The organism is Rhodococcus koreensis (assembly GCF_900105905.1).
Classification (GTDB): domain Bacteria; phylum Actinomycetota; class Actinomycetes; order Mycobacteriales; family Mycobacteriaceae; genus Rhodococcus_F; species Rhodococcus_F koreensis.
In genome coordinates, this window is the sequence record NZ_FNSV01000005.1 from 2,941,040 (window position 1) to 2,957,740 (window position 16,701).

Annotated in this window: 14 protein-coding genes and 2 pseudogenes; 6 read left to right on the forward strand and 10 right to left on the reverse strand. The window is 66.7% G+C overall.

The window, feature by feature from the left end:
* The first annotated feature begins 27 nt into the window (after positions 1–27).
* Positions 28–954 (forward strand): hypothetical protein, encoded by a 927-nt coding sequence (locus BLV94_RS18130; protein WP_072946789.1) that lies wholly within the window; start codon positions 28–30, stop codon positions 952–954.
* A gap of 168 nt (positions 955–1,122) precedes the next feature.
* Here BLV94_RS18130 and gvpJ read toward each other — a convergent pair whose 3' ends face one another.
* The 5 genes and pseudogenes from gvpJ to BLV94_RS18155 form a co-directional block, all read right to left on the reverse strand.
* Entirely contained in the window at positions 1,123–1,518 is a 396-nt protein-coding gene (gene gvpJ, locus BLV94_RS18135; RefSeq protein ID WP_072946790.1) for a gas vesicle protein GvpJ, read from the reverse strand.
* Positions 1,519–1,831: 313 nt separating this feature from the next.
* Positions 1,832–2,386, reverse strand: a complete 555-nt coding sequence (locus tag BLV94_RS50945) for an alpha/beta fold hydrolase (RefSeq protein WP_072946791.1) — start codon at positions 2,384–2,386, stop codon at positions 1,832–1,834.
* Positions 2,387–2,400: 14 nt separating this feature from the next.
* Positions 2,401–2,592: pseudogene (locus BLV94_RS50950) on the reverse strand (alpha/beta fold hydrolase); the annotation flags it as partial.
* Positions 2,593–2,774: 182 nt separating this feature from the next.
* Positions 2,775–3,044: pseudogene (locus tag BLV94_RS50955) on the reverse strand (alpha/beta fold hydrolase); the annotation flags it as partial.
* Positions 3,045–3,112: 68 nt separating this feature from the next.
* A complete protein-coding gene (locus BLV94_RS18155; protein ID WP_072946793.1) occupies positions 3,113–4,174 on the reverse strand; it encodes a YihY/virulence factor BrkB family protein in 1,062 nt (353 codons plus the stop codon).
* 159 nt (positions 4,175–4,333) lie between these two features.
* Between BLV94_RS18155 and BLV94_RS18160 the strand changes: the two genes are divergently transcribed.
* Complete coding sequence (locus BLV94_RS18160) at positions 4,334–4,576, forward strand: DUF3072 domain-containing protein (RefSeq protein WP_072946794.1); 243 nt, start codon at positions 4,334–4,336, stop codon at positions 4,574–4,576.
* Positions 4,577–4,875: 299 nt separating this feature from the next.
* Positions 4,876–5,226: an EamA family transporter gene (locus tag BLV94_RS18165; protein ID WP_072946795.1), complete on the forward strand. Its 351-nt coding sequence runs from the start codon at positions 4,876–4,878 to the stop codon at positions 5,224–5,226.
* Positions 5,227–5,312: 86 nt separating this feature from the next.
* Here the strand turns inward: BLV94_RS18165 and BLV94_RS18170 are convergent, their stop codons facing one another.
* On the reverse strand, positions 5,313–6,899 hold the full coding sequence (locus BLV94_RS18170) for a helix-turn-helix domain-containing protein (protein WP_143051404.1): 1,587 nt from the start codon (positions 6,897–6,899) through the stop codon (positions 5,313–5,315).
* A 327-nt stretch (positions 6,900–7,226) separates the two neighbouring features.
* Between BLV94_RS18170 and BLV94_RS18175 the strand changes: the two genes are divergently transcribed.
* From BLV94_RS18175 to BLV94_RS18185, 3 genes are all read left to right on the forward strand, one after another.
* Positions 7,227–8,576, forward strand: a complete 1,350-nt coding sequence (locus tag BLV94_RS18175) for an MFS transporter (RefSeq protein WP_072946797.1) — start codon at positions 7,227–7,229, stop codon at positions 8,574–8,576.
* Between the two features lie 84 nt (positions 8,577–8,660).
* On the forward strand, positions 8,661–9,482 hold the full coding sequence (locus tag BLV94_RS18180; RefSeq protein WP_072946798.1) for a metallophosphoesterase: 822 nt from the start codon (positions 8,661–8,663) through the stop codon (positions 9,480–9,482).
* A 104-nt stretch (positions 9,483–9,586) separates the two neighbouring features.
* Positions 9,587–11,623 carry a putative nucleotidyltransferase substrate binding domain-containing protein gene (locus BLV94_RS18185; RefSeq protein ID WP_072946799.1) on the forward strand — a complete coding sequence of 679 codons (2,037 nt, stop codon included), beginning with the start codon at positions 9,587–9,589 and terminating at the stop codon, positions 11,621–11,623.
* 129 nt (positions 11,624–11,752) lie between these two features.
* Here the strand turns inward: BLV94_RS18185 and BLV94_RS18190 are convergent, their stop codons facing one another.
* From BLV94_RS18190 to BLV94_RS18205, 4 genes are read right to left on the reverse strand one after another with little or no spacing between them, the layout of a single operon-like run.
* Positions 11,753–12,637, reverse strand: a complete 885-nt coding sequence (locus tag BLV94_RS18190) for a dihydrodipicolinate synthase family protein (RefSeq protein WP_072946800.1) — start codon at positions 12,635–12,637, stop codon at positions 11,753–11,755.
* A 40-nt stretch (positions 12,638–12,677) separates the two neighbouring features.
* Entirely contained in the window at positions 12,678–14,042 is a 1,365-nt protein-coding gene (locus BLV94_RS18195; RefSeq protein WP_072946801.1) for a flavin monoamine oxidase family protein, read from the reverse strand.
* A 19-nt stretch (positions 14,043–14,061) separates the two neighbouring features.
* Positions 14,062–15,594: a xylulokinase gene (locus BLV94_RS18200; protein ID WP_072946802.1), complete on the reverse strand. Its 1,533-nt coding sequence runs from the start codon at positions 15,592–15,594 to the stop codon at positions 14,062–14,064.
* Positions 15,591–16,283 (reverse strand): beta/alpha barrel domain-containing protein, encoded by a 693-nt coding sequence (locus tag BLV94_RS18205; protein WP_072946803.1) that lies wholly within the window; start codon positions 16,281–16,283, stop codon positions 15,591–15,593. Before BLV94_RS18205 ends, BLV94_RS18200 begins: the two co-directional genes overlap by 4 nt.
* Between the last annotated feature and the right edge of the window lie 418 nt (positions 16,284–16,701).

Below are 16,701 nucleotides of genomic sequence, written 5' to 3' on the forward strand. Positions count from 1 at the left end.
CTTCGATTGGACGAGGGGAACAAGCCGATGAACGCTCTCACCACCGGCATCGTCGCCGGCGCCGCAGGCACCACGATGCTCGACGCCGTCACATACTTGGACATGGCGATCCGGGGCCGTCCCGCGAGCACCGTCCCGGAGAGGACCGTCGAATCCGTTGCATCCGCCCTGGGCGTCGCGATTCCCGGGCGCGGAGACGCCCTCGCGGCGCGGCGGTCGGCGTTCGGGGCACTCGGCGGAATCGTCGTCGGCACCGGGCTCGGCGTGGCCGCCTCCCTCGTCCGCTTCGCCGGAGCCCGCCTGACCCCGACCGCGGGAACGATCGGCGTCGGACTCGCCGCCATGGCGGCCACGGACATCCCGATCGCCCTGCGCGGTATCAGCGATCCCCGAACGTGGACCACGCAGGACTGGTTCAGCGACCTCGTGCCGCACCTGGTCTACGGCGCCACGGTCACCACCGTCCTACGCCAACAGGACGCGGCCGCACGGAACCGGGCCACCGCAGCGGCGGAACGGTTGAGCACCGTCCGGTCTGCCGTGATCGGTGTGGCCAGCGGCCTGCGGAGCTCTACCGGCATCGCCGCGGCACTCTTGGCGAGTGCCACCGGATCGGCACATCGAACCCGTCTGATCGGCGCGACTGCGGTCGTCGGCGGCGAACTGGTCGCCGACAAGAACCCGAACATCCCGTCGCGCCTTTCCCCGCCCGCGCTCACCGGACGCCTCACCGCAGGCGGCGGGGGCGCCGCAGCTTTGGCCCGCCGCGACCGGGCGGACACGGCGTCGGCTCTGATCATCGGAACCGTCGGCGCCGTCGCCGGCTCGTACGGCGGCGCGTGGTGGCGGCAGTGGGCCGGCGGGCACATGCCGGACTGGCAGGCCGCGCTTGCCGAGGATGCCGTCGCGCTGACGATGGCGGCGGTCGCACTCCGACGCCCCGCGCGGTCCTAGATGCCGGTTGGGCAGGTCACGGGGTCCGATCCGATCGGTCTCACTCGCGTGCGGCCGGAAATCGCGATTGCGGGCGGCCCCGGACTCGAGTGGAACGACCGGCCGCGTCGACGTTCCCGGGTCCGTCGGAACGTAAGGGGTCTTCGATACAAGGCACGGAGGTAGCCGTTACTTGTCATCCCGGGTGGATCTACGCGAAACCCGTTCTCGTTCGGGCTCTTCGTCGGCACCGAACAGACCACCGAGTTTGTCGTCACCGGATTCGATCGAGTCCCTCGCCGTCGATTCCTCCTCGCCTTCGGCGCCATCCGACGCGAGGTCGGTCAGGCCTTTCGGTTCGCTGCCGATCTCGAGCCGGTTCACCGCTTCGGCGAATCGCAGGTAGGTGTCGACGCTTGCGACCACGACGCGGGCGTCGATCGTGAGTATTTCGATGCCGACCAACGAGACGCGCACGTAGGCATCGATGACCAGGCCCTTGTCCAGGATGGTGTCGATGACGTCGGCGAGGCTGCTCGACCGGGGGCCGCCTGCTGTTGCCGCGGGTTGTATCGCTGTGGTCATGCCGGTGCTCCGTGCGTGCGCCCGTCGAGGAGATCTCCTTCGCTCCACCGGAACTGACCGACCGGTACATCGATTATGCCGCTTGTCGTCATCGTCGCACCCTTCCGTGGCGTGGTCTCGGCGCACCTCGGAGAAGGCTCGCTGACGTTTTGCCGCAGGACCGTGCGCGGTGGGTGCGCGTATGTTCTCCGTCTACCCCACCTCGATAACGCTCAATCACCAGCACAAACACCGATCCCGAGCTCACCGACGAACGCCCCTCGCTTGCTCGCGTTCCGCGTGACGCACCGGGTTTCGGCGCGTATCGGTCGCGTCAGGCGTGCGCGCGGTACGGCGTTGTGGCACCGGGAGACCCGAGGAACCGGCGTGTGAGACCCATCGTCAGGTCGGGCATTTCCAACTGGGGTACGTGTCCGCAGTCGGGAAGTACCACCGATTCGGCGGTGGGAACAGCCACGCTCACGTGCCGAGCGAACCGGGACGGAACCAACCGGTCACGACGACCCCACAGGAACAGCGTCGGCGTCCGGACGGTGGTCAGTCGATCCCAGAACCCACTGTCGCCGAACGGTTCCTCGAGGTAGATGTTGATCGGTGCCGACAGCGCCGCCCGGCGCCGCGCACCGTGGCCCATCGCGATCTCGAACTCGTCGACGGCGGCCTCGAACCACGGTTGGGGTACCCGGTCGGGGCGGGCGAACATCGACTTGGCGCCCGCCATCACCACCGCACGCGGCACACCGATCATCGGCAACCGGGCGACGTCCACCGGCCACCACCGGGCCAGCGGCGCCAGTTGACGGAATCGGCGGAACGCCGGTGAGGGGCACAGCAGCACGAGTTTGTCGACCGTATCCGGTTCGCGCATCGCCAGTTCCAGTGCGAGCCGGCCCCGAGCGAATTGCCTATCACCACGGCACCATCGGCGTCCGCGGCGTCGAGGAAGTCGCGCAACCAGCGGAAGAGTTGCTCGGCGGTGTAGGTCCAGGCCGGCGCATCGGAGGCACCGAACCCCGGAAGATCGGGTGCCACAACCCGGAAATCCTCGGCCAGATCGGTGAGAACCGGCAGCATCGACGCATTGGTGGCCCCGAGGCCGTGCAGCAGCACCACCGGGGGCGCGTCGGCGCGTCCGGCCTCGAGATACGCGGTGCGAACCCCGCACGCGGCCGCGTGACGAGGTCGACGTCCGGGGCGAACGCGCCTCCGATCTGGAGGACGGTCGCAAGGCTCCCGCGCGTGGTGAGGTCACCACCGAGGAACGCGTCCACACCGCTGCGACGACCGATGAGCAGATCGGCGAGGGTGTCGGCGTCGGTATGAACCGTACACGTCGGATCGGTGGCGACGTCCCTGGTCACCTCGGCGATGCCGTCGTCGACTGTAATAGTCCACCGGCCGTGCCCGGCGATGTCGAGAACGATCCTCGCATCCGAATGGGTAAGCGCGACATCCGTAAGGTCGCGGGGAAATCGGTCCGAGAGGACGGCGCCGGGATCAGTTGCGGAACGTAGTGACTTCGACACGGAGATTCTCCTCCACTCGCTGCATCCCGGCGAGCCGGGTGATGCAGACCGACAATTCCGACGCCGGGTTACCGCTCCACCGCCTCGACGTCGGCGGTGTCACCGTCACTCTCGCGTAATGCCCTGCCCTGCTGGACAAACTGCTCGTACTTCTCCGCGTTCTTGTCCGAAACCCGGGTATCTCGCGGCGGCAACTGCAATTCGTCCTCGGCGGCCATGCCGGCCTGCAACTCCCGTCCGCGTTCGAGTTCGGCATCCAGTTCGGCGCCGAAGAGCAACGCCAGATTGGTGATCCACAACCACAACAGGAACACGATGACTCCGGCCAGGGAGCCGTACGTCTTGTTGTAGCTGCCGAAGTTGGCGACGTAGAGCCCGAACAGGACCGACGCGACGATCCACGTGACGATCGCGAGGAACGCGCCGGCGCTGATCCAACGGAACTTCGGTTGCCGCACATTGGGTGTGACGTAATAGAGGATGGCCACGGCTACCACGACGATGCCGAGGACGAACGGCCAGCGGGCGATGTTCCACACGGTCAGGGCGGTGTCGCCGAGTCCGACCGCGTCTCCCGCCGAGCGTGCGACCGGGCCGCTGAGGGCGAGCATCGCCGCACCGGCGGCCACCAGGACCAGACCGACGATGGTCACGGCGAGCATCAGGGGCCGTAGCTTCCACACGGGACGCCCCTCCTCGACTTCGTACATGCGGTTCATGGCCCGTCCGAACGCCCCGACGTAGCCGGACGCCGACCACACCGCACCCAGCAGGCCGAGAACGAGAGCCATCCCCGCAGTCGGCGTCTCGACCAGTTGCGTGATGGGATCGCGCAACGTGTCCACAGCGGAGGACGGTCCGAGATCGTCGACCATCTGCAGGACCGCGTCGGTGGTGCGCTGTCCCTGACCGAACACGCCCAGCAACGAGACCAGCGCCAGCAGGGCGGGGAACAGTGAGAGGACTGCGTAGTACGTCAGCGCCGCGGCCAGGTCCGTGCACTGATCGCGGGTGAACTCGTGCGCCGTCTTCCGGATGACGTACCACCAAGACGGTTTCGTCAGGTCCGCAGGCGAATCCGGCTTCCGCGGATCATCGGGTTCCGGCTCGGCGTGCTGATCGTCGTTCATCGGTCACGCCTACCCGTATCCCGGTCCGGTGAAACTGCGGTCCTCCTCGTTCGTGCTCGCCCCGCGGCCGACGATCGGTCGACCGGAGCCCCCAGTTTCCCGCAGGCGTCCGCCGGGCAATCGTGTCGCCGAGTACTGCAACCGACCGACAGGACAGCAATGGCGGATATCGATCCCACCGAGCACGACGTCTCCCCCACACCGGAGAAGGACCCGGACGACTGGATCACCGGCGACGAGCCGATGACAGGGCCCCAGCGTTCCTACCTGCACACTCTGGCGCAGGAGTTGGGCGCGACGGTCCCCGACGACCTGACGAAGGTGACCGCGTCGAAGTTGATCGACGAGTTACAGCTGCGATCCGGACGCGGCGCGCGAGGGGAAGAGACATCCGGAGCGTGACATCGGGAAAGGACGGCGAACTGACCGAAACCCCGCACGGTAGGACTGCTACCGATCGGCGCGAGTTGTCGACTGTTCAACTGATAGAGCGGATCACAGACCAGATTCCGGGACTCGTGCACTCACCGAGGTGAAGGAAAAGGGCACCCGATGCGGCATCGGCGCCGGCGTATCCGGTGCCGGAGTTCTGTTGCTGCTGTTCGAATTCGGGAGTTGGGTGGCCGCCGGACGCTGTCCCGCCGGTCCCCAACTGACCGGTCGCAGCGTCCGCGCGATATCGACAATCTCAAGGGACTTACATGACGCAAGGGCAACCGAATCCGGACCGGGACACCACCGCCGAGCAGCAACGCACCGACCTCGCCGCCACGGTCGATGCCCTCCACGCAACGATGGACATCCCGACGCGTGCGAAGGCCAAGGTGCACGAAGACGTCGAACGGATCAAGCGGCAACCCGCGACCGCGCTGGCCGCATACCTGTACGCGCTCCGAACCGAATTCGTCACCGTCGCTGTTGTCTTGTCCTCGCTCTACCCAGTCCTCCCCGTGATCGTGGGAATCGTGTTCCTGAGCGAGCGCCTCCGGCGATCCCAGGCGCTCGGTCTGGCCGCTGCACTCACCGCGACGGTGCTCATAGCCGTGGCGTGAGTCTGAGACGCCGCGAACAACCAGCGAGACCTTTACCTACCCTTGCCAGCTACTTGCCAGGTTCAGTGCGCCGCAACCAGGCCGGGTCAGCGCCTGCGCTGGCCGAGGTGCGGCACCATGTATCTGATGCAGTTGTCGATCTTCTCGCGCCACGCCGCTATCGCGGCATCCTGATCGGAACTCCCGATCGCCTCCAGGACGCGGCCGTCATCGGTGATGATTCCGTCCACGGGATGCTGATATGTGACCCCCAGTGCGGCCGCGAACAGGCGGATCTGCAGGGTGAGACGAGTGAACATCGCTTCGATACGCGGCATGTCCGCCGCGCGCGCCAGTTCGTCTTGGAGGTCCAGATCCAGCGACCCGGTGACCAGTGGCTCGTCCTCCACGGCGCTGCGTCCGATGCGTTGGTACAGGGCGTCGACGATGTCTGGAACTCCACCGCCGCGTGCCGCCAGACGACGCACGAGCGCAGTGCCGAGTAGGCCGCGAGCCGTGTAGGACTCCAGCACGTCGCGTTCGGCGGGTGTCGGCACATAGAAGTGGCCGGCGCGGTCCTGGTCGACCAGGCCGTCCTCCACGAGATGTCGCAGTGCATCGACGAGCGTCCCCGCCGATAGCCCCGTCCGCGAGGTCATCGTCCGCGCATTGATCACCCGGCCGGCGTGCAGGGCGCCCTCTGCAATCGCCTCGCACAGTCCCGCCACCACTATCGCCGCGTCTGTCTCCCGCCGGGCCTCGGCCGCTGCCGAGCTAACTTTGGTACCTGAGTCAGAAGTTCGATCCCAACGAGTCCATTGAAATTCCCCGCGAGAACCCTGATACCACCCGCGGATGGCCCGTTCCAGCTCGTTCAGTTCGGGAAGCTGACGTGCGTCGATCGCGGATGCCGCAGGAGCCAGCAATTCCAGCCATCTGCGCCTCTCCACCGTCACCGTCCGGATGCTGCGGGTTCGGCGCACCCACGCTGCGGTGGCCGTATCAGGTTCGAAGTCGAGTATCGCCGTCACCGCACGGTCCCGCGGCGCGTACTGAAGCGCGCGGCGTAAACGTTCACCCGAACCGATTGACATTCCTCGCGGCACGTCCTCAGCGCAGATGGATCCGCACAACAGAACCTCGACCGCATCTGAAATCTCGCGCGATGTCGACGCACTCCGGTGCGGCCGTCCCGACTTCGTGGGCCCACTGTGAAACACGAGCACGCTGCTTCCCGGCTCGAGGTGCACGTACGCCAGAACCGCATTGGGTGGCAGGTCAGGATCGGCAGCGGAACCCGCCGCCGGATAGTGTTCGCGCCGAATCCGAGAGACCGTCGACTGGCTCACCCCCACGTGTTCGGCGATGCTTCGGGTGGTCCAACCCCCTTCCGGAGGAGGCTCCAGCACGCACGTCAGAGTGCGGTGCACCACATCGCCGGCAGTGCTCGGCCGGCCCGATCGGGGCGCGTCGGCCAGGCCGTCGATGCCGTACTCGACGTACCGCTTGCGCCATTTCGCGACCGTGCGAACGGTGACGTCGCTCCGGCGTGCCACCTCTGCCGCGCCCATTTCCGTGCAGCTCAACACGATCCTCGCGCGAGCGGCCTGATCTTGCGTCGTTCGGCGGGATGTCGCCATGCGACTCAACTCGGCACGCTGAGCGACGGTCAGTTTCAGGGGGCCGCTTCTCACACCCGAATAGTATCTACTTTTCACTCAGTGCAGCTCGGATCGCCCGCGTCTCTCCCCCGATCAGGTCCCTCTGGCGCATCCTTTCATGCAGCCCCGAATGTGATGTCCAACACTTCCGCCAGGTGCGTCGAGCCGCAACGCTCGCGTTGACCCACAGGCGAGGGCGGACGCATGGCCGGGTTGCGAGTTCCGCCCGGGCCGCGTGTGAAGCAACTGACTCGCAAGGTCCGCCGGGCCGCCCAACCGGGCGCTGATTGATCCGCTGACGTAGCAAGGAGATATCCATATGTCACAGTCCGATACTTGGTGCGCGTCCAGGAGATTCCCATGCCATTGACAGGAAACGCCACAGCCGATTCGGGCCCAAGCGGCAAGACTTCCGAGGCCTACAGGAAGAAGTTCCAGATCCGACTGATCACCGTCCTGGTCGGCGGCATGTTCCTCGACGGCTACATTCTCGGCATCATCGGACCGGTCGCCCACACGATCGAGACGAACGTCGTAGGCATGACCACGGCCTGGATCGGGTTGGAGGCGGCTTCGGCTCTGATCGGCATCATGATCGGATCTCCGATCGGAGGGTGGCTCGCCGACAAACTGGGCCGCAAGCCGCTCCTGTTCTGGGACATAGTCCTGTTTACCGTCGCATCAGCCGCGCAACTCTTCGTCGACGGGCCGCTCGAGCTGTTCCTCGTACGGCTGGCGATGGGCCTCGCCGTCGGCATCGAATACGCCGTCGGCTGGCCACTGCTGGCGGAGTTCGCACCCACACACCTACGCGGTCGGTTGCTCGGGGGCACCGTCATCGCGTGGTACGCCGGATTCTGCGTCGCGTACATCGTCGGGTACTACCTCAACAAGGCCGGGGTGAGCTGGAATATCGTGCTGGCGACGAGCACTCCGATCGCCGCCGCCATTCTGATCGGTCGCATCGGCCTGCCCGAATCGCCGCTCTGGTTGTGGAGCAAGGGCAAGCAAGACCAGGCCAAGGGGATCGTCGGCAAGTATCTGGACACCGACTACATGACCGATATGGTCAAGGCCAAGAGTGGCGGACCGGCCGGCTCGATTGCCATGTTGTTCTCGCCTTCGGTCTGGCGGTCCACACTGTTCACGGCGGGGTTCTGGGCGTGCGCCGTCACCCCGTACTTCGCGATCGCGACCTTTGCAGACAATCTTCTGAAGGATTTCGGGCTGACCGGACTCCTGGGAGGCGTGAGCCTGTCGGTGTTCGCCGTGTTGGGAGTTACCGCAACCATCCTCGTCGTCGACAGGGTGAAGCGGCGAACGCTCACGGTGCCGCCGCAATGGATCGCGGCGATCGTGCTGGTGATCGCCGGGCTGTGGGCGGGTGCGCCGCCGATGATCATGCTCGCACTGTTCCTCCTCTTCTCATTCCTGAATGCCGGTTACACCGCGATGACCGCCATCTACCCGAGCGAGGTGTTCCCCACCGAAGTTCGAGGGCTTGGTACCGGGTTCGCGGCAGCAGGAAGCCGGGTAGGAGCGGCCGCCGGTCTGTTCCTCATTCCGATCTCGATCGAGAATCTGGGTGTGTCCACCACTGTCCTCATCGCCGCGGCGATCACGTTCGTCGGAGCGGCGCTGTCACAGTGGCTGGCACCCGAGACCGGCGGAAAGCCTCTGAGTGAATTAGCCGAGAACGTCAGCCACTGACGAGACTTCCCCGAAATCGCCCGGGCATCAGGCGGACACACGTCCGCGGGTGCCCGGGCGACCAGATGCGAAAGAGGCTGCGACTTGAGTATTCGTGTCGCCGTGATCGGCGATATCGGTGGGCATCGTGAGGAACTCGCACGAGAACTCCGCCGCCTCGGCGCCGACGACAACGGCCGGCTGCCCGACGACCTCGTCGTCGTTCAGGTGGGTGACCTCATTCACCGTGGCCCTGACTCCGACGGCGTCGTCCGTCTCGTCGATCGATACCTCCGCAAACAGCCCGAGCGGTGGATTCAGCTCATCGGCAATCACGAAGCCCACTACCTTCGCCCACCGGTCTTCGACTGGAATGAACGCCTGAGCTTCGGCTCCCGGCGGACCGTCCGGCGATGGTGGCGCGACGGCATCGCCCACGCCGCCGTCGCGGTCCACACGGCGGACGAAGAATTCCTCATCACTCACGCCGGAGTCACCGAACCGTTCTGGCGCCATCAGCTCGACAGCGCCGTCTCTGCCGCCGAGTCGGCCGCCCGGCTCAACGCCACAGCCCGGGACGAAGCCACCGCACTGTTCGACGGCGGGTGCATCCTCGGAGGCGGCCCACCGAACCCCCAGGTGGGCCCCATCTGGGCCGACCGCGAACTCGAACTGCTCCCGGGCTGGCGCAATCGCCCGATGCCCTTCAGCCAGGTGCATGGCCACAGCGGCTCCCACGGCGACTGCGCCGACGAGAGGACGTTCTACGATGCCCGGCAGCGCCACGAGGTGACGCTGCTCGAAGGCGGCCGAATCATCGGCATCGACCCGGGCCATCGCGCCGATCCGCAGCGGAGCTGGCGGTCTCTTGTGCTGACGGCAACCGAGCCCCCACGAATCGCATATGAACACAGTGCCACCGCGTAACCCCATGGCCAGGAGTTGTTTTCGCTCGAGATGCCCCGGCCTCCAGAGTCCAGAATGCCACCGTGCATTCGGACCGACCTGAACGAAGAGGACGACTCTTGTCTGTGGATGAGTCAGCGCAGCGCGCCGAAACCACCGATCTGTTGGCTCTCCTGGCGAGCTGCCGTCCGTTCGACTCGCTGACGCCCGAGGGCCGTGCACGCGCAGTCACGTCCGCGGACGTGCAGAATTTCGCGGCCGGCGACCTCGTGGTGGACGCATTCGCGGAGGTGCCTGCGGACATCTTCGTCGTCGTTTCGGGTGAAGTCGATCTGTGGCTCGATCCCGACCGGATCGGCGAACCACCGGGCGACAGCTTCGGTCGCGGCGAAGCCCTCGGGTTCTCCGCGGCCTTGACCGAAAGGGCGATAGGGCCTCGGGTCGTCGCCAGGTCGGCGGCGAAGATCGCTCGATTCCCCGCCGATGTGGTCATTCCCGCCTTCGCCTCCCGGGGCGGGGCTCGGTTCCTCGCCGAACACATCTCCCACGCGCGGCGGTTGGCATCCGGTCCCCCGACCTACACCGTCATGGCGGATCTGGTGCGCCAGGCGCCACTGATCGTCGCTGCCGATGCCCCTGCGATAGACATCGCCCGCGACATGACCAGCCGTGGCCTTCCCTGCGCCGCCGTCGACATCGGGGACGGCCGATACGGCCTCGTCACCGACGAGGGGTTGCGCCGCCGGATCCTCGCCGAGGGGTTACCGGTGGACTCGCCCGCGCACGCGGTGATGACGTACCCGGCCACGACCACCTCGCTGGGCACGTCGTCGGCCGACGCACTGATCGAGATGCTCGATCACGAGGCCCAGTTCCTGCTCGTCACAAGCGAAGATGGCGCGCTGACCGGTGTAGTGGGCGAGCGGGACTTCATGTCCTCGTCCACCACGGCCGGTGTCAGCATCAAGGAGCAGATCCGTAAAGCGCGAACCGTCGACGATCTCGTCGTCCGCGCCCTCCGGGTCCCCACCGTGCTCGGCGATCTCCTCGAGCGGGGGCTCGCCGCGGACCGTGTCATCGCAGTGAACTCGACCATCGTCGACGCCATCATCCGGCGCGCGGTCACCCTGGTCTTCGAGGACCACACGGACCTCACCATGGAGGCGTTCACCTGGCTCTCACTCGGCAGCAACGGTCGCCGCGAGGCGGTACTCTCCTCCGATGTCGATGCCGCCGTGACCTTCGACGACGAGTGCGTCGGCGAAATACCGCACTACCGCCAGGCATTCGCAGTGGTCGGCGAAGTGCTCACCCGATGCGGGATCAGCGTCGATGCCCACCGCGCCTTCCCCTCGCACGAAGGCTTTTCCCGGACTCACTCGCAGTGGCGGGCTGCGGCCAGGGGCTGGCTCGCGCGGCCGCGTGAGAATCAGGGCACGATCATGGCGTCCATCCTCGTCGACGCGCGGCCGATCTTCGGCGACCCGAGTCTGCCCGAACCGGCGCGCGTGTTCGCCGACTTCAACAGCCACCCGGCCGCTGTGGAGATGCTGCTGTACGAGTCGCTCGCCCGCCGGGCCAAGCTGACCACCATGCGCGACAAGCTCGCCGGCCGCGGCGACGCCTTCGACGTCAAGGCCCGCGGGCTCGCACCGATCATCAACATTGCCCGGTGGGTGGCGCTCGGGGTCGGCTCCGCAGAACTGCAGACCATTGGACGACTCCGGGCGGCCTCCGGCTCGGCACTGCTGCCCGGACGCGATGCCGACCGCCTCATCGAGGCATTCGAAGTCTTGCAGCTGCTGCGCCTCGAACACCAACTCCGGCAGGCTGAGGCCGGACAGGTGCCCGACGACATCCTGGACCGCGACGAGATCTCGCCGATCGACCGCAGCGTCGTCGAACGGACCGTCCGTGAGGTCTCGGCAATCCAACGCCGCATGGATCGCGTCGCCCATATGCTGCCTGCCGACCAACTCGCCCGTCCACGTCCGGCAATGCCCCCGCCGCCCAGCGAGCTTCAGGGTCACGGAGGCGAGCGGGCCGGCGACCCCAGGCGTCGATCAGGCGACCCGATGCGCGCGGCCCGGGCAGCCAAAGACCTCGCAAAAAACAGGGGCATACGGAAGGTAGTGAGGCGCGGCAGGCGACTCGACCCGTAGTCGCATGAACGGGACCTCAGCCATGTCCTGAGTCCCTGCCTCAGCTTGGCGGTCGTCGTCGCGGCACACCGCGGTGGAAGATGGCGAAGCGGCCCGGCCCCGAAACCGGGGCCGGGCCGCAGTTCGTCATCAGTGGTTCAGGAGGTCCAGGGCCGCCTCGAGACTGGCCTCGGCGCCGGGCTCGAGATCAGCGAGGGGCGACCGGGGGCTCCCGATGTCCAGGCCCTGCAGGCGGAGTCCTGCCTTCACCGCCTGGGTGAACGGGACCGCCATCATCGCGTCGATGGCCGGGAACACTCGCAGCCAGTTTTCGAGGGCGCGGTTCAGATCGCCTTCGCGGATTGCCCGGACGACCGCAACGATCTCGTTCGGAACGACGTTCGCCGCGCCGGCCATGATGCCGGCCGCCCCCTCGGTGAGGGCGCCGAAGCTGAAGCTGTCCCAGCCCATGATCAGCTTGATGTCGTCGCGGTGGTGGTGGATCAGGCGCAGGGCCTGCTCCCAGTCGTGGCTCGAGTCCTTGACGTATTCGATGTTGTCGATCTCGCGCCCGAACCGCGCGATGCCCTCGGCGCCGAGGTTCACACCGGTCACGCCGGGGTTGTTGTAGAGCATGATCGGCACACTGACCGAACCCGCAACGGTCTCGACGTACCGGCTGATCTCGGTCTCGGTGAGAGGCTCGTAGAACGGGGTGATGAGCATGAGGGCATCGGCGCCAGTGGCTTCTGCCGCGCGGGACAGGCCCACCGCCTCGCGGGTCGTGAGCGATCCGGTGTGCGCGACCACGGGGACGCGGCCGGCGGTGTGCTCGACGACGATCTCGAAGATCTGCCGGCGCTCGGCATTCGTCAGCGACGTGTACTCACCCGTGCCGCCGCCGACGACGAGTGCGTCGACGCCGGCGTCGATGTTGCGGTCGACGACCTTCTGCATGAGCCCGGCGTCGATCTGATCGTCGGCGGTGAACGGGGTGGGAAGTGCGGTGAGAACGCCGCGGAGTTCCTTGGCCATGTCGGCCTCCTTCTGGTGTCTTGGGGTTGGCGTGGGCAGGTCAGGCGCCGGCGGTCTGTCGTGCGGTGGCCAGGACGCTGGCCGCCCCCTGCGCCGCGGTGAAACCTGAACTCACTGCGGTGTCGGTGTAGAAAGTGCCGAGGAAGTCGCCCGCCAGGAAGACTCGCTCCGAGGGGCGGGTGAGCTCGGACTGGAGCTTGTGGCGGCCGGGGAAGCAGAACGGGGAACCGAATTCGAACTTCTCCACCCGCGCGTCGGTGACGATGTTCGCGAATCCCGGGAAGATCTGGTCGAGATCGTTCAGGTAGATGTCGACGATCTCCTTCTCGGGCAGGTCCCACAGCTTGTAGCCGAGGCTCGCCGGTGAGAACGTCATCATGCTGCCGCCCGGCTGGCGGGTGGTCTCGCGGCCGCGGGTCAGGTTGCCCTGGTTCAGTGCAACGGTGAAAGACCTGTTGGGGGTTGCGATGCCGTAGGTGCCGTCGTAGGGCATCGGTTGCTGCTCGTTGGTCAGGAACGCGCCGGCCACGTGCGGCCCGTACTTGATCTGCCCGAGCGCGTCGCGCAGTTCGGGGCGCAGGTTCACGGCGATCTTGCGGGTGATCGACGCCGGGGTTGCGAGCACCGCGGTGCGGGCCTTGACCTCGTGGTCGGTCCCGTCCTGGGTGTAGTGGACGACGACGTGGTCGCGGTTCTGGACGACCTCGTTCACGACCGCGCCGAGCTCGACCCGGTCGCGGATCGACTGCGCGATCGTCTCGGTCAGAGTCGCGGCGCCGCCGACGATGTAGTTGCCCAGCCCCTGGCCGATGTTCCAGATCAGGTTGAAGTAGCCGATACCGGCGCCCGCGGACAGTACGTCGGGGTCCGCGGCGGACCGCATCGCCACCGAGCAGTAGAAGTCCTTCGCCGTCTCGGTGGCCTCGCCGATGTAGTCGGCGAACGTGCGCTCGTCCTCGAAGTTGAAGATGCGCTGCTGCCGGACCTCCGGCGTTTCACCACTGCGACGCCGCGCGGCCTGCTTGTACCGAACGACGTCGGCACCGAGCCGCGCGCCCACCTTGAGCAGGGACAACCGATCCTTGGTCGTCATCGGGATCCGGAACGGGTATGTCTGGATCAGGCCGGTACTCAGGAACTTCCCGTTCATGGCCATGCCCTGCAGTGAGCCCGGGATCGCCGCCCACCGCGTACCGGTCTCGGCGACCAGCTCTGCACTCGAGCTGCCTGCGCCGGCGAACATGTGCCCGCCCCAGTTCATCACGTACTGGCCGTGCTGCTCGGAACGGATCCGGCCGCCGACCCGCTGGTTGTCGGACTCGAGAACCTGCAGGTCCCAGTGCCGCAGCCGCCACGCCGCCGACAGTCCGGCGAGCCCGCCGCCGATGATCACTACGTCTTTCATTGGTCTTCTTTCCGTTCGTTCAGCTCGCGATGGACGCGGGTCGGGGGAGCAACTTCGTCGCCTCTTGCAGGGCTAGGAAGCGGGTGTACAGGTCGTCGTAGATGGCGGCGTTCGCGGCGTTGGGCTTGTATGTGCTACTGAACTCCATTCCCGCGCAGGCGATGTCGATCGCCGACGGCCACAATTCGGCGGCAACGCCCGCGATGATCGCGGCGCCGCGGCAGGCTGCGCTGCCGGCGCCCTTGACCGTATGCACGGGCCGACCCGTGGCGTCCGCCTTGATCTGGCACCACGCCGCGCTCTTCGCGCCGCCGCTCAGCGAGATGATCTCCGTGATCTCCACGCCGAGGTCCTCGGTCGACTCGATCATGCGGCGTAGCACCATGGCCACACCTTCCATGATCCCGCGCGAGAGATGCTGCTTCGTGTGCGACAGCGTCAGACCGAAGAACGCACCTCGGGCGTGCGGGTCGAGGTCGGGCGGGCCGGAGCCCTGCAGGTGCGGGAGAACCACGAGGCCGTCGGAGCCGGGATCGACCCGACGCACCTCCTCGTCGATCAACTGATAGGCGTTGATCCCGCACAGCTCCTCGACCCGGCGCTCGCTGGAACAGAACTCGTCGCGGAACCAGCGCATGACCATCCCGCCGGTGGAGAACGTGTGCAGCATGTACTGGCCGGGCAGGGCCGCCGCGAAGCACGGTACCCGCCCAGCCGCATCGAGCCGCAGCTCGTCGACGACGGTGACGGTGGTCAGGGCCGACCCCGTGCTCTCGCTGAAGAGTCCCGGCACGGCGTTCCCGAGGCCGAGCGCACCGCACGCCTGATCCAGCGCGCCCACCGAGACCGGCAACCCCGCGGGCAGGCCGAGCTCGGTGGCCGCTGACTCGGTGAGCGCGCCGACTATCTCGCCCTGGTCCGCGATTTCGGGCAGCTTCTCTGTGTCGATACCGAGGTAGTCGAGCATCTCCGGCCAGTACTTCCGGGTGTTGATGTCCCAGAACAGGGTCGAGCACAGCAGCGAATCCTCGCTGACCAGTCGGCCGGTGAGCCGCTGCACGAGGAAGTCCTTGAGCAGGGCGAACCGGGCGGTCGCGGCGAACCGATCGGGGTCGTTCCGCTCGAGCCAGAGAATCTTCGCCGCCGGCCAGATCGGATCCATCGCAGGCTGTCCGGTGACGGCGTGGATGGTGGGCCGGCCGAAGTGCGCCTCGAGCTCGTCGGACTCCGCCGAAGCGCGGTTGTCCATCCAGACGATCGCGCGGCCCAGCGGCCGATCGGCGGAATCCAGACACAGCATCGTCTCGCCCTGAGCCGACAGACCCAGGGCACGGATCTGCTGCACGTCCACCGAGGATTCCCGCAGCAGCGAGGCCACGGCCTCGGCGAAGGTTTCGGTGTAGGTGCCCGGTTCCAGCTCGACGTAGCCGGCCCGCGGAGTCAGCAGGTCGTATTCCTCTGCGTGCTCGGCGATCTCGGTGCCGTCCTCGTCGAAGAGCGCCGCTTTGATCGCGGTGGTGCCCACATCGACACCCAGGACATACCAGCTCATCGCCGCGCCTCGCTGACGTTCTCTCCAACCTCCACGACGGCCAGGAGGTTGTCCCGGAAGGACTGGCCGGGCAGCAGGGCGCCTTCGAAGAGTGCGCCGCCGATGGTGAAGCCCATCGGACCGATCTCGTGCATCAGCCGGATCCGATCGACGGAATTGATGCTGCCCGCGACGATGATCTGCTCGCCCCCGACCACCGTCACAAGACGCCGCGCCAGCTCGACCGGGTCGGCCCCGGTGGAGCGGTACGCAACCAGATCGACGCCGTCCACGCCGCGATCCAGCAGACGGGCCGCGTCTCGTTCGATGTCCTCGATCGATCCGCCCAGGCTGATCGGCGGGCCGCTGGTCGCGCCGCAGAACGGGAAGTACTTCATACCGGCTTCCCGTACCCGGTCACGGACCGTCTCGGTGAACTGGCCGCCGGTGACGAACTCGATGCCGCAATCCGCAGCGAACGCCACCGCCTCCAACATTTCGGCCTCGCTGAAGTTGACGGCCTCGAGCACTGCGGTCTTGCCGGCCTCGCGAAAGTCTGCGACCAACCGCTCGGACTCCGTCGTCGAGAGACCGACGTCCTTGAACCCCCAGAACGTCACCGGTAGATCCGCCGCTTCGTAGAACACCTCGCGGGCATTCGGTACCGTCACGTCATTGTGCGTCAGCATGACGATGATCTCAGGCTTCATGTTCTCCTACTTCATTTGGTTGCATCGGCGTCCACCGCCGATTGGTTCTATCTGGCGTTGTTGTGTTGTTCAGTCGCCGGCCGGCTAGCGGGACGTCGAACCAGCCGAAAATCGAAGGCGCTCGCCAATGCGATGGGCGTGAACAACGAATCGGTCAATGCCTCGAACCTTCACCGGAGACTGGGACAAGGATGCGGCGTCAGACGTGCCGCTGATCAGTCGAGTGTGTGTGCGACAGGTCATAGCTCGCCAGGTTCGCTTCCAAGATCGTCCAAGATGAGTCATAAGTGGGGGACACTCGAACGAACGACGAGCGGGCGCCGACTGACAGATCCAATCTGCAGGTCAGGACTTGGTCGACCCGCAAATCCTCGACCCTGACGCCCTCCGGCGTGACGACCCGCCCCGCTCACGCGTC

Excerpts from the sequence above, each read along its gene's own strand:
- gvpJ (WP_072946790.1), bottom strand. The coding sequence starts at position 1,518 with ATGACCACAGCGATACAACCCGCGGCAACAGCAGGCGGCCCCCGGTCG.
- BLV94_RS18160 (WP_072946794.1), top strand. The coding sequence starts at position 4,334 with ATGGCGGATATCGATCCCACCGAGCACGACGTCTCCCCCACACCGGAG.
- BLV94_RS18190 (WP_072946800.1), bottom strand. The coding sequence starts at position 12,637 with ATGGCCAAGGAACTCCGCGGCGTTCTCACCGCACTTCCCACCCCGTTC.
- BLV94_RS18165 (WP_072946795.1), top strand. The coding sequence starts at position 4,876 with ATGACGCAAGGGCAACCGAATCCGGACCGGGACACCACCGCCGAGCAG.
- BLV94_RS18205 (WP_072946803.1), bottom strand. The coding sequence starts at position 16,283 with ATGAAGCCTGAGATCATCGTCATGCTGACGCACAATGACGTGACGGTA.
- BLV94_RS18155 (WP_072946793.1), bottom strand. The coding sequence starts at position 4,174 with ATGAACGACGATCAGCACGCCGAGCCGGAACCCGATGATCCGCGGAAG.
- BLV94_RS50945 (WP_072946791.1), bottom strand. The coding sequence starts at position 2,386 with ATGCGCGAACCGGATACGGTCGACAAACTCGTGCTGCTGTGCCCCTCA.
- BLV94_RS18130 (WP_072946789.1), top strand. The coding sequence starts at position 28 with ATGAACGCTCTCACCACCGGCATCGTCGCCGGCGCCGCAGGCACCACG.
- BLV94_RS18175 (WP_072946797.1), top strand. The coding sequence starts at position 7,227 with ATGCCATTGACAGGAAACGCCACAGCCGATTCGGGCCCAAGCGGCAAG.
- BLV94_RS18195 (WP_072946801.1), bottom strand. The coding sequence starts at position 14,042 with ATGAAAGACGTAGTGATCATCGGCGGCGGGCTCGCCGGACTGTCGGCG.
- BLV94_RS18200 (WP_072946802.1), bottom strand. The coding sequence starts at position 15,594 with ATGAGCTGGTATGTCCTGGGTGTCGATGTGGGCACCACCGCGATCAAA.